The following is a 14683-nucleotide window of genomic DNA, read 5'->3' as shown; positions in this document are numbered from 1 at the left end:
TTTGCTCCGGCATCGGTTGGTGGGTGTTCCGCCCAATTTGACCGCGTGCCGAAATCGATCAAAATTTTTGTGGCACTCGACATATCTAGTCCTGTGCCCGGAGGAGCAACATCATGATGGACAAAGAAGAGCCGATCGACATCGAGTCTCTTCCTCGCGCGGCCGACCTCGGGTGGATTGGCCGCTGGAAACAGGCTGTAGAAGAGGGTGGTACGGATCTCGGGTTTGACGACTGGTTCGAATCCGCACTGATCGGCGCGGCCGGTGGCCGCGATGGCCAGCCGGTGCAGTATCGACAGGGATCAGTGATCTTCGAACTGCAGCACGGCGCGGATTTCGAGATCGAGCAGGGCGGCAGCGCGAAGCGGCGCTTCCACTGCCTCATGGATGGACACGTACCGTTTGTGTCCTTCTATGGTGATGGCGACGCAGAGCGCCGGCCCTGGATCTCGATCAGCCGGCTGTTCACGGCTGAAGAGTTGCACACGCTCATCCTGGTGCCCGGACCAGCGGCCTGATTTGCGCTAGGCATGGCGAAAGGGCTGATGCGCGAAGCGGCTTTCTGTGGATTTATCCTGAACGCGGTAAACGCGTGTGTCAGAACCCACCCGATGGTGGGGGTGCAAACCAAGGGGGCCAAGTGCCCCCTTTTTCTTTTTCTATCCTGAAGAGCAAGTGCGGCAGCGCCCGCCTCAAAGGTACTCACGCCCTCGAGGGCCATAGGGTTTGGGGTCAGGGGAACCCAATACGTCAAGAACTTCACTGTAGTGCGTGACGACCATGGGTGCACCGGCAGGACCATACGGTAGCGGCATCCAGTCGTTGCGTTCACGGCTGAATTGCAGCAAGTACATGCCGCCGGCGGCATTCGGTAGCAACTGCACCACCCAGACCAGGTACTCCTTATAGGGTGTTTCAGGCGGGGAAGGCTTGCGTTCACGACAATCAATCCAGTCGATCAAGGTGCTCACGGGTTCCACGGCGTCTCCAATGATTTGTTCAACACGATATTCCGACTGGCCCTGTTTTCCGAGCAAAAAACGATGCACGGAGCGATGTACGGTGTGTCTTGTAGGACGAGTCCATCCGGCGCCAGGTTGCTACCCGGCCTTGAGCAGGCGTCGATCGCGCTGCCCGCCCGCTTGGCATGTGAGCACATAGGCCGCTGGCGCGCGCGGTTCCCAGACGATCACCGCAGCGGGTCCTTCCGTGCTGATGCGTGCCTCGGGCATGGTGCAACTCACCGGAATCGGATTCACAGGCGTCCCGTGCGCAGTCACGCGGATCGTAGACCCGCGACCGGTCATGAAATTGCCCTGCAGGCCGGCATACAGGAACGTGACAGTGGGTACGAGCGGGGGTTCGAGACCAGATTGGTCATCAGCCTCGTCGTCGGCGAGCGCGTCGATCTTGGCCTGCAGCCAGTGGCGGTCACTGTCGGAGAGATCGTGGCGGCTGAGCAGCGCCACCAGGAACGCGGTGCCAAGCCATCCCGGGCCGCTGCTTTCACGCTCGCGGATAACCTGCGCCAAATGAGCGGAGGGCTGTGCGCCACCTTCCAGCAGACTGCGGCGTGTGCCGCGCGCCCGCGCGCCTGGCGTGCTAGTCTGCGCAAGGCTGTTGGTCGCTGGTCGGTAGGTGCCGGGCTTGCTGGCGCCGGCAGACCGCGAAATGCCTCCGGCACTACGACTTGCTGTCGAGCTACCGCCAGCGCCACCGCGGCCGGCGTCTGCGACCTGTGCCGCGCTCAAAAGCACGAGGGCAACGGTCAGGGTCGAGATCTTGCGCATGGTGGTTCCCCTAGCGCCCAGCGAGAGACAGCACGGTGGGGTCGAGTGCCGCCTGTTCGGCCTGCCGGATCGCCGCCGTGGATAGGCGGCTGCGTAGCGATTCCGCGTTGACCGGGCGGTAGCCGTCATCAGGATGGCACTCGGCTCGGCAGCGTAACGCCCAAAGGTAGGCGTTGTTCAGGTCATGCAACGAATCGTAGAGCTGCGCGTTGTTCGCCGCTGCGGTCGGGTCGCCCGCCAACCAGGCGCGCGCGAACAACTCTGCCGCCTTGTCGGAGCTACGAATCACGTATTTTCCATCGCGCACGATCTGGCCAGCAACACGCAGGAGCCGACTATTGACTGCGGTACCCGTGGAAGCCTGGGCCGCCGCGAGAATGCGGGGCGCCATGTCGTCGCGTAGGGGCAGCATCGAGTCGCCCTCGAAGTATTCCGCCAGCTTTGCCGGCGTGAGCCGGTCCATCGCTTGCTTGATCCGCGCCGTGCGTGCGTCGTCCAGGTTGGCCATGGCTTGCACAATATCGCCACAGACGACTTCGCAACCAGTCAGGGCATCTCGACCACTACCCTGCAGCGGATCGAGCTTGGCCAGAGCAGAAACCGGGTCGGAGATGGTCTTGGTTGTCTCGATCTCCCGGTTGATCTGCTTGGCTGTATCGGTTGTCTTGTCGCTGCAGGCGGCCAAGCCAAGGCAGAGTGCGGCGACCGGAATGAGGGCGGCGTATCTGGATGCAAGGTGCATGATCGACCTGTCAGTTGGGTTTGTTGGTGCGGCTGGTCAGACAGCCAAAGAGCTGGAAGCGCGGCATCTCGTGTCGATCCATCACGCCGTCGGTGATTTTCATGGTGTTTGCGTCGTGTCGATTTCGCATTGCCGCCATGCTGTGGCGAGAGGCCAGCGTCAGGTACTCGATTCGAGCGCATCTTCGACAGGAGGCGCGGGCGCCGCCGCTGAAAGGCGCGGAATGCGCGTGATGCGACCCTCCAGGTTGGCGTGCGGGCCGAGCCGAATCGTGCCGGCGTAGCGGATCTCGCCTTTGACCGCACCTTCCACCTTGAGAGAGACCTGGGCATTGACGTCGCCTTCGACTGCGCCCTGGATCAATACGAACTGCCCGGTGACCGACCCCTTGATGACGGCGGCCGGGCCGATGTGGAGAAGGCCGCCTGACGAGACGACGTTGCCATTGACGAGACCCAGGATGGAGCCGCCATGGTCCATGTCGACATTGCCGTGAATCGCCATGCCCTCGTTGATGATGCTGATTTCCATCTGCTCTTTCATGGTTTGCTCCTCAGAACATCTTCACGTCGCCGGACGGACGATTCGCTTCCGTGGTGCGTGCCGGTGGTGTAGCGGCGCGCGGTGCCGTGGCGGTTGGTTGGGGTGCCGGCGCGGGCCGCGTAACAGGGGCTTGATCGGGTGCGGTGCGCTCGGTACGCCGAGCAGCGGGCTGAGCCGGGGCTGTTTCGACCTTCTCCGGCGCAGGAACGCGCTCGCGGGGCGCCACCTCGGCTGCGGAAAGGGCGGCTCGCTGTGGTTGAGCCACCGGTGCAGTGGGCGCGGCCGTGACAGATGCTGCAACCGGCGCTGAGGGCGTCGAGCTTCCGATGGCTGCCGGCGTGGCTTGGTTTGCGGCGACTGCAGGTTCCGGCGCCGAGGCAGGGGCGGCCGGCGCTTGCGTCTGTACTGCGTGCGTGACTTGCTCGGGCCCGGCCGCTGCCGCCGAACCCGCCCGGCCCTTCTTGGCGTACAGGTCCCCAAGCCCCAGGCCAGCAATCGTGGCCAGCACGATGAACGCGCAGCAGATCGCAGTAACCTTCAAGGCAGGCTTGTGCTGGTCCCACCGGCGCTTGCCGCCGGCGGCGTAGGTAAGGGCCGGTGCGGCCGCATGATCTTCCGCCGTGCCCATGTCGATCGTGACAGGGGAGTGCGAGTACTGCTGGTGCAATCGGTAGATTTCGCGAATATCCATGGCTCTCTCCAGCGGTTGGGGTGAGGGGGGCGCCTGAGAGGTCGTTTATTCGGTCCGCGATGCCTTCGCGCGGGACGACAATCCCCTCTGGCCTTCGTACCGGCCACTGTTTCGGGCGCCGTGTTGGCTGCTAGGTCGGATATGGCGCCATGCCGGCTGCCATCCCGATGGGTGCGTTGGGTGGTGTGGTTGGCTATCCCGCAGGGGTGTCGCCGTCTTGTGCGCCGTCAGCAGCGAAACGGTCGTTGTCGGGGATGCAGCTCTGGTGGATTGAAGCGATCTTGCTGCCGGCCACTTTCATCGTGCCCTCGAATTCGAGCGCCGATATGGAGTTGGCGACGCGGGCGAAGATGGCGAGCGCGAACAGCCTGTCGTGCTGGTTCAGGAGGCGAATGAGGCGCCCAGACAGCGGATGTGTGACCTGGACCTCAACGGTATCGGTCTCGATGGGGATGGGGGTTTGGCTTTTGTTCGCGTGCCACGCGATGGCTTTTTCGAACCAAAGCTCGGCTTCGCGGAATTTTTCGTCGAGCGCTCGGGTCTTGCCTGACCTGGCGACTGAGAACTTGGAAGAGCAGAAGTTGTACGCGGAGCGCAGGAAATCGCGAACGTACACAGAGGAATAGGTGACTTGAGCACTGGCGGCCGTCTCGGGGACGATCCGCTTAATCCTGTTTTCTCCGACCAGCCGCGCGATCGGCTTGAGTCCGGAGTTGGATGTACTCGGCTGTGGCGCGCCTAATGGCGCCTCAAGTTCCTGGGGGTGTTGGGCAGCGACCATGGTTCATGTGTGGTATCTCATCTCTCACTCGAAATTTTCCGGCACGTGAACACGGTGGCTGCTTACAAAAGCCACGCTATTTTGGCGAGCTTTCCGGGATTCCTAATGGATTGTCTGGTGCATACTGCAATCACTCCTCGCGTCATCGACGCATCGAACTGACTCCCTAGCGAGTCCATCTCCTTAAAAAAGTCGTGCCTTGCGCATGCGCCGACCAGTTGGCAACTGGTGTGGAAATCCCCCCTTGTGATGAGTGCTTAGCCAGACACTCCCCATCTATCAGCCGTAATACGCGTTCCCGTGTGTATGACCCTAGGTCATGCCTGTGAACACCGTCTGAGCCCCGGAAATGTGTGGTCTCTCTCTCCAGCGCCTCCGGGTGCAGGACGGTTGTCGTCGACTGATCCGTGAACCTGCGGTGGACGAAAGTCCTAAATGGGTTGTTGTGCGGCGTGAACATGCTGCACGAGAACGACTTTACGTTCTCCCCCCTGAGCGAAGTGCATTGGCACGACGCTCCCTGTGAGCCACGCCCCCGAAAGGGGCGTGGCAGCAGGTTTCTCACAAGAAGCCCGCTTCCGGTTACCGGAGCGGGCTTTTTTTGCTTTTAAGTGAGAGACCCCACACGGAGGAGCTGACCATGGCACTCGAAATGACGTTGCAATCCCAGATCAAGGCGCAGATCGCCGAACTGATCCACGCCCGTCGACCGAAGTACAAGGACCAGCCGTACAGCTGGAAAAATTTTTGCGAGGCGGCGCACGTTGCCAGCCTTTCCGACGCCGCGCGAGCGGCATATCTCAACGAAGTAACGACCCAACGCGGGGCCGACGCCGCCCTGCATCTTGGGGACCGTGCTGAGACCCTTCGTTCCAAAGTCGTTCAGTACCTGAACAACAGGAGCGTTTCATGCACGCAATCCCAACCCACCCAGGCTTCGCGACCCCGCGCAGCATAATTGAGGAGCGGCCCCTGCGGCCGCCCGTCATTGGAAAGATCCGCCCTGGCATCAAGGTCCTCACCAAGAAGGCCAGGGAGAATCCCCAAGCCGTCCAGATTCACGACGCGCTTCTCGCCCAAGGGCTCTCGTTCGAGGACATCGGTTCCGAGATCGAACGAAAAACCGGCCTGAGCTACGCCCTCATCCCCCGCAATACGCCGTACTTCACGTGTCGTGGCAGTGATTTCACGAATCCTGCCATCGCGGAAGAGATCCTGACCCGATACGGGGAGGATCGCGGTGACGGCCTCAAGCTCTGGCGCTTTCCGGTCGTCTTTGCGTTCGACGACTGGTTGCGCAACATCCCCAACGAGCTGGCGGTATTCAACGGCACGGGAAAGGTGTTCTGGTCGCAGTACGGGGCGGATGGTCTTCGTCAATGCAAGACGTACGCACCTGTCGAGCGCAGTGACCGCGCCAGGCGTGCAAAGCGCATCTTCGGCGGCCGCACCATCATCCTGCGCCAGGACGACGCCATTCCCGATGGCGTATGCGACCCGCAGGTCTGCCCGCAATACCAGGACCGACACTGCAACCTCACGGCCAGCTTCCTATTTGCGATCCTTGACATTCGAGGCCTTGGCTTGATTGAGTTGCCCACCAATTCGATCTACGTCCTGCAGAAGGCCCATGCGGCCATGCAGACTGTGGCGATTGCGCGCGGCGGCCGTCTGGTCGGCACCAGGTTCTGGCTCTCCAAGCAGGAAGTGGAGATTTCCCGCATCGACGATAACGGCTTGCCGGTACGCCAGAAACAATGGCTCACCACGCTGGATGCCGAAATCGACCTGGGCGCGCTGCTGGATGGCGCTGACCATATTGGTGCTGCGATCGAGGTGGGTACGCAGACGGTTGCCCTGCTGGAGCACCCCACGACCGAGCCGGCCGCCACTGCCACGCCAACGTCAGGCGAGGAGGGTGGTCAGCCAGGAGCGCAGAGCGAGCCGCCTGTCGGCGGCTCTATCGCCGAGCAGTTTGAACGTCTCATCGTGGCGCTGGGCATGGAGGGGCAGGAAACGCGCGAGCATTTGCGCGTGTACGCACACTCCAAGTTTGGCAAGGGCTGGACCAAGCGCGAGCAGGACATGCGAGCGCTGATCGATGAGATGGGTGTGGCTCTCGTGTCTCCTCCCGCCTTCCGCGAGAAGGTGAAAGCGGAGTTCGATGGCAGTCTGTTCTCAGCTTGACCTGCGCCGGCTTGGCGCCTGGTCGTAGCATCAACGTGCGGCGTCGAGAGTTCCCCCGACGCCGTTTTTCTTTTCTGTTGCTGTGACCGTTCTGGTTGCGGCTATTCCATAGGAGGTGAGCATGCCCAACGATGGCGAAAGCCTTCACGTGGGTCATTTTTCCGACCTGCACTATTCGACTGAGCGGTTGGTGGAAGCGGACCGATGCTTCGGTTTCGCCGTGGAAGATGCGGTCGCGCGTGGTTGCCATGTGGGTATCGTTTCCGGTGACGCAACCGATCATCGGCTCGACGCGCACACGCCGGCACTGCGGGTGCTTGCCGAGCGCATTCATGCGCTGTCGGGCCACATGCCGGTCCTCATGCTGCAGGGGACCTTCTCGCATGAGCCGCCGGGCACGCTGGACCTGTTCCGGCTGATCGGTAGCCGCCACCCCGTCTACGTCGCCGATCGCATTCACCAGGTTGCGCTCGTCGGATCGACGTTCCTGCCATCGGCCGGCCCGCTGTTCACCGTCGAAGAGCTGGAAACGCTGCTGCAGGAGGGCACACCCTCTGCTGTGTTCACCTGCGTTCCGACCGTCAACAAGGCTGTGCTGGCGGGCATCGTGGGCGCCATGGATGCGGCAACCGCGGTGGGCGAGCATCTGACGGTATTCCTGGGTGCCGCCGGCAAGGTGAATCGGCTGTTGCGGTCCAAAGGCATCCGAACCATCGGTGTGTCGCATGGAACGGTCAATGGCTGCTACACCGAGCACGGCGTACCGATGGCCGGGTTCGACCATGAGTTCTCGCTCGGCGCGCTGTTCGAAGCCGAGTGCGATGCCTTCATGCTGGGACATATCCATGCGATGCAGTTGTGGGAACGCGAAGGCCGGCTGGTCGGTTACGCCGGTTCCATCGGGTGCTTCCACTACGGCGAAAAGGGCAAGAAGGGCTACCTGAGCTGGCAGATCAAGCCGGGCCGGGCCGAAGCGGTGCAGGTGGAAACGCCGGCGCGCGAAACGGTCTGTGTCGATTTCGACGGCCCGCCGGATATGGAGCGCCTGGCCAACATCGCCGAGCAAACGCAGGACAAGTTCGTGCGCGTTCGCTGGACCATTGACGAGGAGCATCGCCAGCTGGTCGACCGCGAGGCCATCCGCACGCTGTTCGCCGGCGCCGCGGAGCTGAAGCTGGATCCGCGTGTGTTGCCTGCCGTCAGAAGCCGTGCGGAGGGCATCAGCCGCGCGGCGACTCTCGGTGAGAAGGTTCAGCGTTGGTGCGGTTTGACCGACGTGAAGCCGGACGCGTTGCTGGAGCGCCTGTCCATCCTGGAGGCACTGGAGCCGCAAGACATCGCGGATCGAGTGGTCGCCTCGTTGGAGAGCGGGTCTGCTGCCGACAACGGTGAAACGGTGGCGTCCGCCACGGCTGAGCCGGTGACAGTTCAGCCGGCCTGGCAGGACGCTGACCAAGTTCAGAACCAATCGTCGTTGGATTGGCTGACCGATGACCTTTTCGCGGCAGATGCCGCCCAACCCTTGAACGTGTGAGCCACGTTCCGACAGCCTTCGGGGCTGTCGAAACTCGGTTTTCCCCGCGTCTACGACGCATCGACCAGCAGTACCTATTCCTTTGAACCCGGACGGGCGCACAACCCGTTGGGGATGCGCTTCGCCCAATTTTTGGAGTGCATCATGATTCTCTATCCCGCAGGTTCCCAGTGGACCCGTTGCTTTGAAGCCGATCTGCCGGCCTCCGAGTTGGCCGCGCGGTTGGTGGGCAAGCACGAATTCACTCGTGCGATGCTGTTCCAGCCGTTCGGTCATGGTCGTGGCGCGGTGATCGCCACGCGCGGCCACATGCTCGTCATGGCTGTCGAAACGGACGGTGAGCGCACGGTTTTTACCGTGGCGCCCACGGTCCAGGTGCAGAACCTTCTGTGGTCCCTCTCCAACGGCTACACCAGCCAGTGGAGTGAGGCTGAACTCAAGGCCTTGACCGCATGCACCACCTTTCCGGAGGTGCTTGACCTGGCACGGACGCAATTTTTCGCGGCCGTGCGTTCGTTCGAGCGCGCACTAGCCGGCAAGCCGGAAGTCGACGTCGTCGTCACGTATGACGACTCGCGTGAGGTGCTGGAGATCCCCGGCGACTACTACATGACTGGCTTCAGCGGTGAGGGGGCACCATGCGACCTCTCAAACTGACCCTGTCTGGCTTTCGCGGCATCCTGGATGGGATGCACCGCGACAGTGTGACGGTCGACCTGCGCGAGCTGCCGACCGGACTGATCGCCGTGATGGGCCCTAACGGTGCCGGCAAAACGACGATCATGGACAACCTGCATCCGTATCCGCTGATGCCTAGCCATGCATCGAAGATGTCGGCCGATGCGTTTTCGTACTGGGACCACCTCACGGGTACCCGGGCCGAAAAGGATTTGGAATGGGAGCACGATGGCCAGCAATACCGGTCACAGTTCGCGTTTCGTAATTCTGGCAAGACGCGCAAGGCCGAGTACTACCTGTTTGTGCTTGGCTCGGACGGCGTATGGCAACCGGTTCAACTGGCAGACGGATCGCTGTCTGACGGTAAGGCGGAGACGTACAACCGCTGTGTGGAATCGGTCCTCGGATCATCGGAGGCGTTCTTCACCAGTGTCTTCTCTGCCCAGAACCGACGGCCGATTGCTGGCTACCAGACCTCTGAAATCAAGAAGTTGCTTGCTGAGCTGCTTGGTCTGGAGCGGATGCGTGAGCTGTCGGGCAAGGCTATGGACGTGGCGAAGTGCCTCGGCCGTGCTTTGGATGTCGTTCAGCACAACATCACCAGCCTGGTTGGTCGGCGCGATCGTGTTGCACGACTCTCCTTGGAGATCGAGCAGGCGGAGGCCTCGTTGGTTGAGACCCGCCAGGCGCGTGATCGTGAGCTGGAGGCCAATGCGCAGATGGTTCAGGAGCGTGCGACGCTTGCAGCCAAGCAGGCGAGCAGCACCGTAGCAGAAGCGCGCATGCGTGAGCTTGGCCAACAGAAGGTGGCCCAGGAAGCAAGGCGCCGAACGCTTGACAACGACGAACGGGCTGCCGTGCAACGTACCGAGGCGCAAGCCAAGGAACTGGGGGCCGTCATTTCAAGCCGCCGCGCAATCCTGGCCAGCAGCACCGCCATCCTGGCGGCCGCAACCTCGCGTGATGCTTTGCAATTGACCGTCACGCAGCGACAGTCGGAGGCAATTCGGCTGCAAGAGGGGATTGCTCAGCTCGAAAAGGTTGTGCCTGACCAATCGCGCATCATCGGCGAATTGCAAAACATGGCCGGTCAAGGTGAATCGAAGGCTGTCCTTGAAAAGTCGCTGAAGGGCCAGGCCGACGTCATTGAGTCTGTTCCGTGCCGGGACAATCCGATGCACTCGACGTGCCCATTGCTGGCTCAGGCGCGCAGGGCGAGCACGGATCTCACGGAAGTGCGGATCTCGTTGGCAGAGCTTCGAACCGGCTACCGGGACAAGCTCAAGCTCAAGACGGCGCTCGATGAGCAGCTCGCGCCGTTGGCGGGCCAACGTGCTTCACTTCGAGCACTGCAGGGGCAGGTGGCGGCCGACCAACGGGAGTTGCAACGGCTGACCGAACTTGCTGCGCAGAAGCCATTGCTTGACGACGCCCAAGAGACGCTGGCGAAGGCCGAGCGTGATCTGGTCGAGCTGAACGCCGAAGCTGCCGCCCGAAAGGAGCGATACCAGCGCGACGTTGTTGCGACGGACGATCAGTTGGCCACGATCAACCGGGAGGTTACGTCACTGCAAAGTGCCGACGTTACCGGAAAGATCGCGGACTTTGATCGTCAGGTTGCCAGCTCGCGCGAGCGCATTGCCCAGTTCGAAGGCCGGATTGAAGCACTGATCCGGACTCAGACTGCGCTCAGCACCGAGCGGCAGGGCCTCCTGGTTGATCTGGAGGCACTACCCGTTGTGCAGCGTAAGGCAGAGCGGATCTCCGACGAGATTTCGTCGTGGAAGCTGCTCGGCAAGGCCTTGGGCAATGACGGTGTGATTGCGCTGTCGATCGACGATGCAGGCCCTGAAATCACGAAGAAGGTCAACGACCTGCTCCTGGCGTGCTATGGACCCCGATTCACAATCGGTATCCACACGCAAACGGAGCTGGCCAACGGCGATAAGCGTGAGGGGTTTGAGATTCGTGTCCACGACGCTCAGGCTGACAGCGAGAAGGAGTTCGCGGTCATGTCCGGCGGGCAGAAGGTGTGGATCAACGAATGCCTGACGCGTGGTATTGCGCTATATCGCGCGCAGGGCGCCGGCACCGCCTTCCAGACGTTGTTCACGGACGAGGCGGATGGCCCGCTTGATCCGGAGCGCAAGCGCGAGTTCATGAAAATGAAGCGCGAGGTGTTGCGCCAGGGAGGGTATGAGCGGGAGTTCTTCATCTCGCAAACACCCGATCTGGTCGACGAGGCCGATGCTGTCATCGATGTGGTCGCACTGGCCACTCAGTAGGTTCCACCAACCATATTGGTCCGCTCTCACCAGAGGCGGACCATTTTTTTTTTGAGATATCGAAATGACTACGATTCAAATCTCAGCCGTCGATGCTGAACGGCTTCTCCCACAGAAAAAAAGAAGTGCACACGTTCATTCGCAGTCTGGGCTGGATGGGGGCAGACGTGACGCGCGAGAAGGCGCTCGCAGCCTTCAAGGCCTCGGTCCGCGTTGATCTGTCGGATGAAGCGGACATGTTTGATCACCAACTGGTCGTCGCGATGGATGGCCTGCGCACGTTCGTCGAAACCGATCAGCAGGCGCTGGCCACGTTGTTTCCGCAGTTTGCGGGGTAATTGTCCTTTTCGTGCATTTTCTTACGGTTTCCCCGCAGAGCCTTTATTCATAAGGGCCCCAGGTCTCTGCCGACAATTGTCTGCTGCCCTCCAGTGACTTCGGGAGTACGATATTCGCCCGCGATTTCGGATCGCGCCACCTTGACGGGGGCACAAGATGCCGGGCTTGGAATTTCGCTATGTGGGAAGAGACTCCCTACCCACGCGTCTGCCGGAGTTCGACGTCGAGCATTACTTCGCGTTGACCGCTAGCGATGTCGCCGCGATCAACCAGAAGTTCCGACGCGCCAGCCGCCCTGGAGTCGCCATTCAGTTGGTCTTTCTGCGCGCCAGCGGCCGTACGCTGGACCAACTCAACACACTCCCCCGTCAGTTGCTGCGCTATATCGGCGAAAAACTCGCCGTCGAGACACCAACGATCGCCTCGCTGCGCACCATTTACCAGCGATACCCGACGCTGTATGAGCATCAGGTCTGGGCCCTCCAATATCTGGGCCTGACACGCCTCGATGACGAGCAATGGGCCGGACTCGAAGCCTGGATGCGTCAGGACGCCGCCGAATCGCTGACCGTTGAGGAACTGCTTCAGCACGCGCACTACTGGTTGTACGAACGGCGCATTCTGATCCCGTCGACGCGTGCGCTGCAGGATCTGGCCCGCTCCATCTGGGCGGGCATCGAGCGGGATCTGCTGGCCATGATCGACGTGGTGGTCTCGCGCGAGCAGATCCTGCGGGCCGAGGCTGCGGTGTTTGCCCAGCACGCCACATCGGGCACGACGGTGCTGGAATGGCTCAAGACCCCACCCGCGCGCCACAGCCCGTCAACGATGACCGAGATGCTGGCCAAGATCAGCTTCTTGAAGGACCTCGGCGCGCATACCTGGACATTTGACGCGGTCCCCATCGAGAAACAGCGGGCCTACGGCCAACGTATCCAGGCCCGCCGTCCCGCCAAAATCCGCGAACTCAAAGCGTCGACGCGCACGCTCGAACTGGTGTTCTTCCTGCGTGTCACCTTGCTGGAGTTGACTGACGCCATGGTGTACCAAAGCGGGCGCCGTATCTCAGACCTGGTCCGGCAGGCGTACAACAAGACCACGACGAAGCAAGCCCGCTCGGCGATCGAATACCGGCAGCAACTGGTGGAGATCAAGGCCCTGGTGGACGATACCCGCCGCTCGGCCGAGGACCGACTGGCCGACATCGGCAAGCTGCTTAAGGGTCTGTCCAGTCGGCCGCCGGCAAGTCACGCCGCAAGCGTGCGCGAAACCCTTACCGAAGACCACCACCGACTCCGCAACCTCCTGACACCCTTGCGGGCGTTGGAATTCGCCAGTCACGGTAACGATCCTGCCATGCGCCAACTCGATCTCGTTGGCGGTTTGCACGATCGGGGCATGACGGAGTTGCCGCCAGACTGCAATGTGCCAGTGAGCGCCAGTTGGCGCGACCTGGTCGACGGTGAGGACCGCCAGCGCGCGCTGCGTGCCTTGGAGGCCTCTGCTGTAATGAGTTTGCGCAAGGGGCTGCGCCGCGGCACGGTGTGGATCAACCATAGCCTGTCGTTTCGAGAACGAGACCAGTTGCTGATTCCGCCGGCACAGTGGGAGGTCGACCGCGACCGGCATCTGTCTTCGCTCGGCCTGCCAAGCCAAGCGAGGCTCTATCTTGATCGCCTGACCGAGCATTTGAAGGCGGGTCTCGCTGCGCTGGACGAGGCCCGTGAGGCTGGCCACTTTACGATCGACGCGGACGGCATCCTGCATTTGTCGCCATTGGAAGCGCAGACCACGGATACCACGCCTCAACGCACCCGAGATCTGCTGTTCAAGGACATCGGCAGCGCACAGTTTGCCGACATGATTCTGGAGATGGATGCGCGCACCAATTTCAGTGAAGTGCTGTTGGCGCGCAAGGCGCGGGATGCCCACGAACTCGTCTCCCTTTATGCAGCCCTGATCGCGCACGGCACCGAACTGGATGCCAAGGGCGTCGCGGCGATGATCCCGCAGTTGGACCTCGCGCACGTCTCCACCGCGATGCGCTCCCTGGAAATGCCCGGCCGGCTGCGCCGCGCCAACGAACGTGTGGTGGAGTTCCAGCGCACGCACCCGATCACCGATCTATGGGGCACCGGCCAACTCGCCTCCAGCGACTCCATGAGCCTGGACACGTCCCCACATCTGTTCTACGCGCGCGCTGATCCCCGCCGACGCACGCACGCCGCTGGCGTCTATACGCACGTGCTGGATCAGCATGGGATCGTCTACAACCAGCCGATGGTGCTCAACGAGCGCCAAACTGGCGCGGCGATCGAAGGCGTCATGCGTCACAACGAAACCCGCGCTGACGGTGGGCTGCTGCGGCTCGCCGTCGACACCCATGGCTACACGAACGTGGGGATGGCGGTGGCCAAGCTACTTGGCTTTGACCTCTGTCCCTGGCTGCGCAACCTGTCGGAGCGCAAGCTGTACCTGCCGCGTGCCCTGTCGGTGACGGAGGGATTGTCGGCTGCCGTGTCGCACGAGGTCTCCCTCAAGGCGATCCGCGACGGCTGGGATGGCTTGCTACGCCTGGTGGCGTCCATTCACGCGGGGCGCGTGAGCGCGATCGTTGCGCTGCAACGCTTCGGCAGTGCTGCCCAGGGTGACCCGATCCACCGGGCAGCGGATCACCTGGGCAAGCTGCTGCGCACGCTGTTCCTATGCGACTTTTTCAGCAACATCGAGTTTCGTCGCGAGTTGCGCACGCTCCTCAATCGGGGTGAATCCGTGCACCATCTCCAGCGGGCGATTTATATGAGTAAGGTCCAACACGAGCGCGGTCGCCGCCAGGACGAGATGATCGCGATTTCCGGGGCGCTCTCGCTGCTGACCAATCTGGTGATTGCCTGGAATACCGAGCGGATGCAAACGACGGTGGATACGTGGCAGCGCAAGGGGCAACGGATCGACGATGACTGGCTGCGCCGCATGGGGCCGGCACACTTCGCCCATGTGAATTTCCGGGGCGTTTTGAGCTTCAAGATCCACCAATTTCAGGATGCCCTGTTGGAGGCGGCACCTCGCCGGCGTGCGAGCCAAGCATGAAGTCCTGCTTGGCACGGGTCGGC

General features: G+C 62.1%; 14 protein-coding genes. 8 read left to right on the top strand and 6 right to left on the bottom strand.

The features are described 5' to 3' along the window. Positions 1 to 113 precede the first annotated feature (113 nt). On the top strand, positions 114 to 518 hold the full coding sequence (locus R2N11_RS16365) for a hypothetical protein (protein WP_021197377.1): 405 nt from the start codon (positions 114 to 116) through the stop codon (positions 516 to 518). A 174-nt stretch (positions 519 to 692) separates the two neighbouring features. Here R2N11_RS16365 and R2N11_RS16360 read toward each other — a convergent pair whose 3' ends face one another. The 6 genes from R2N11_RS16360 to R2N11_RS16335 all read right to left on the bottom strand — a co-directional run bounded on the left by R2N11_RS16360 (position 693) and on the right by R2N11_RS16335 (position 4547). After that, the gene (locus R2N11_RS16360) at positions 693 to 971 is read right to left on the bottom strand and encodes a hypothetical protein (RefSeq protein ID WP_231887671.1); all 279 of its coding nucleotides are present in this window, start codon (positions 969 to 971) and stop codon (positions 693 to 695) included. 129 nt (positions 972 to 1100) lie between these two features. Next, positions 1101 to 1790: a hypothetical protein gene (locus R2N11_RS16355; RefSeq protein ID WP_012435707.1), complete on the bottom strand. Its 690-nt coding sequence runs from the start codon at positions 1788 to 1790 to the stop codon at positions 1101 to 1103. Between the two features lie 10 nt (positions 1791 to 1800). Then, positions 1801 to 2532 (bottom strand): hypothetical protein, encoded by a 732-nt coding sequence (locus R2N11_RS16350; protein WP_012435708.1) that lies wholly within the window; start codon positions 2530 to 2532, stop codon positions 1801 to 1803. 159 nt (positions 2533 to 2691) lie between these two features. After that, positions 2692 to 3075, bottom strand: coding sequence for a bactofilin family protein (locus R2N11_RS16345; protein WP_012435710.1), 384 nt, complete (start codon positions 3073 to 3075; stop codon positions 2692 to 2694). Between the two features lie 10 nt (positions 3076 to 3085). Continuing rightward, a complete protein-coding gene (locus R2N11_RS16340) occupies positions 3086 to 3766 on the bottom strand; it encodes a hypothetical protein (protein WP_012435711.1) in 681 nt (226 codons plus the stop codon). A 193-nt stretch (positions 3767 to 3959) separates the two neighbouring features. After that, positions 3960 to 4547 carry a hypothetical protein gene (locus R2N11_RS16335; protein ID WP_012435712.1) on the bottom strand — a complete coding sequence of 196 codons (588 nt, stop codon included), beginning with the start codon at positions 4545 to 4547 and terminating at the stop codon, positions 3960 to 3962. A gap of 640 nt (positions 4548 to 5187) precedes the next feature. Between R2N11_RS16335 and R2N11_RS16330 the strand changes: the two genes are divergently transcribed. From R2N11_RS16330 to R2N11_RS16300, 7 genes are all read left to right on the top strand, one after another. Beyond that, positions 5188 to 5505, top strand: a complete 318-nt coding sequence (locus R2N11_RS16330) for a DUF7696 family protein (RefSeq protein ID WP_012435713.1) — start codon at positions 5188 to 5190, stop codon at positions 5503 to 5505. Further along, positions 5457 to 6734, top strand: coding sequence for a recombination directionality factor (locus R2N11_RS16325; RefSeq protein WP_012435714.1), 1278 nt, complete (start codon positions 5457 to 5459; stop codon positions 6732 to 6734). Before R2N11_RS16330 ends, R2N11_RS16325 begins: the two co-directional genes overlap by 49 nt. A gap of 121 nt (positions 6735 to 6855) precedes the next feature. Then, positions 6856 to 8268, top strand: a complete 1413-nt coding sequence (locus tag R2N11_RS16320) for a metallophosphoesterase family protein (RefSeq protein ID WP_012435715.1) — start codon at positions 6856 to 6858, stop codon at positions 8266 to 8268. A gap of 144 nt (positions 8269 to 8412) precedes the next feature. Further along, complete coding sequence (locus R2N11_RS16315; protein WP_012435716.1) at positions 8413 to 8925, top strand: hypothetical protein; 513 nt, start codon at positions 8413 to 8415, stop codon at positions 8923 to 8925. Next, positions 8907 to 11231: an AAA family ATPase gene (locus R2N11_RS16310; RefSeq protein ID WP_012755750.1), complete on the top strand. Its 2325-nt coding sequence runs from the start codon at positions 8907 to 8909 to the stop codon at positions 11229 to 11231. The genes R2N11_RS16315 and R2N11_RS16310 overlap by 19 nt, the downstream gene beginning before the upstream one ends. Positions 11232 to 11323: 92 nt before the next feature. Then, positions 11324 to 11569 carry a hypothetical protein gene (locus tag R2N11_RS16305; protein ID WP_012435718.1) on the top strand — a complete coding sequence of 82 codons (246 nt, stop codon included), beginning with the start codon at positions 11324 to 11326 and terminating at the stop codon, positions 11567 to 11569. A 157-nt stretch (positions 11570 to 11726) separates the two neighbouring features. Beyond that, complete coding sequence (locus R2N11_RS16300; RefSeq protein WP_012435719.1) at positions 11727 to 14660, top strand: Tn3 family transposase; 2934 nt, start codon at positions 11727 to 11729, stop codon at positions 14658 to 14660. Positions 14661 to 14683: the final 23 nt, after the last annotated feature.

It is taken from the genome of Ralstonia flaminis (assembly GCF_958415495.1).
Classification (GTDB): Bacteria; Pseudomonadota; Gammaproteobacteria; order Burkholderiales; family Burkholderiaceae; genus Ralstonia; species Ralstonia flaminis.
This window is presented reverse-complemented; position numbering and strand designations above follow the sequence as displayed.

What these genes read in the sequence shown, in the direction of transcription:
- R2N11_RS16315 (WP_012435716.1), top strand. Translation starts at nt 8,413, where the DNA reads ATGATTCTCTATCCCGCAGGTTCCCAGTGGACCCGTTGCTTTGAAGCC.
- R2N11_RS16320 (WP_012435715.1), top strand. Translation starts at nt 6,856, where the DNA reads ATGCCCAACGATGGCGAAAGCCTTCACGTGGGTCATTTTTCCGACCTG.
- R2N11_RS16350 (WP_012435708.1), bottom strand. Translation starts at nt 2,532, where the DNA reads ATGCACCTTGCATCCAGATACGCCGCCCTCATTCCGGTCGCCGCACTC.
- R2N11_RS16365 (WP_021197377.1), top strand. Translation starts at nt 114, where the DNA reads ATGATGGACAAAGAAGAGCCGATCGACATCGAGTCTCTTCCTCGCGCG.
- R2N11_RS16345 (WP_012435710.1), bottom strand. Translation starts at nt 3,075, where the DNA reads ATGAAAGAGCAGATGGAAATCAGCATCATCAACGAGGGCATGGCGATT.
- R2N11_RS16305 (WP_012435718.1), top strand. Translation starts at nt 11,324, where the DNA reads ATGCTGAACGGCTTCTCCCACAGAAAAAAAGAAGTGCACACGTTCATT.
- R2N11_RS16325 (WP_012435714.1), top strand. Translation starts at nt 5,457, where the DNA reads ATGCACGCAATCCCAACCCACCCAGGCTTCGCGACCCCGCGCAGCATA.
- R2N11_RS16300 (WP_012435719.1), top strand. Translation starts at nt 11,727, where the DNA reads ATGCCGGGCTTGGAATTTCGCTATGTGGGAAGAGACTCCCTACCCACG.
- R2N11_RS16355 (WP_012435707.1), bottom strand. Translation starts at nt 1,790, where the DNA reads ATGCGCAAGATCTCGACCCTGACCGTTGCCCTCGTGCTTTTGAGCGCG.
- R2N11_RS16340 (WP_012435711.1), bottom strand. Translation starts at nt 3,766, where the DNA reads ATGGATATTCGCGAAATCTACCGATTGCACCAGCAGTACTCGCACTCC.
- R2N11_RS16310 (WP_012755750.1), top strand. Translation starts at nt 8,907, where the DNA reads ATGCGACCTCTCAAACTGACCCTGTCTGGCTTTCGCGGCATCCTGGAT.
- R2N11_RS16335 (WP_012435712.1), bottom strand. Translation starts at nt 4,547, where the DNA reads ATGGTCGCTGCCCAACACCCCCAGGAACTTGAGGCGCCATTAGGCGCG.
- R2N11_RS16330 (WP_012435713.1), top strand. Translation starts at nt 5,188, where the DNA reads ATGGCACTCGAAATGACGTTGCAATCCCAGATCAAGGCGCAGATCGCC.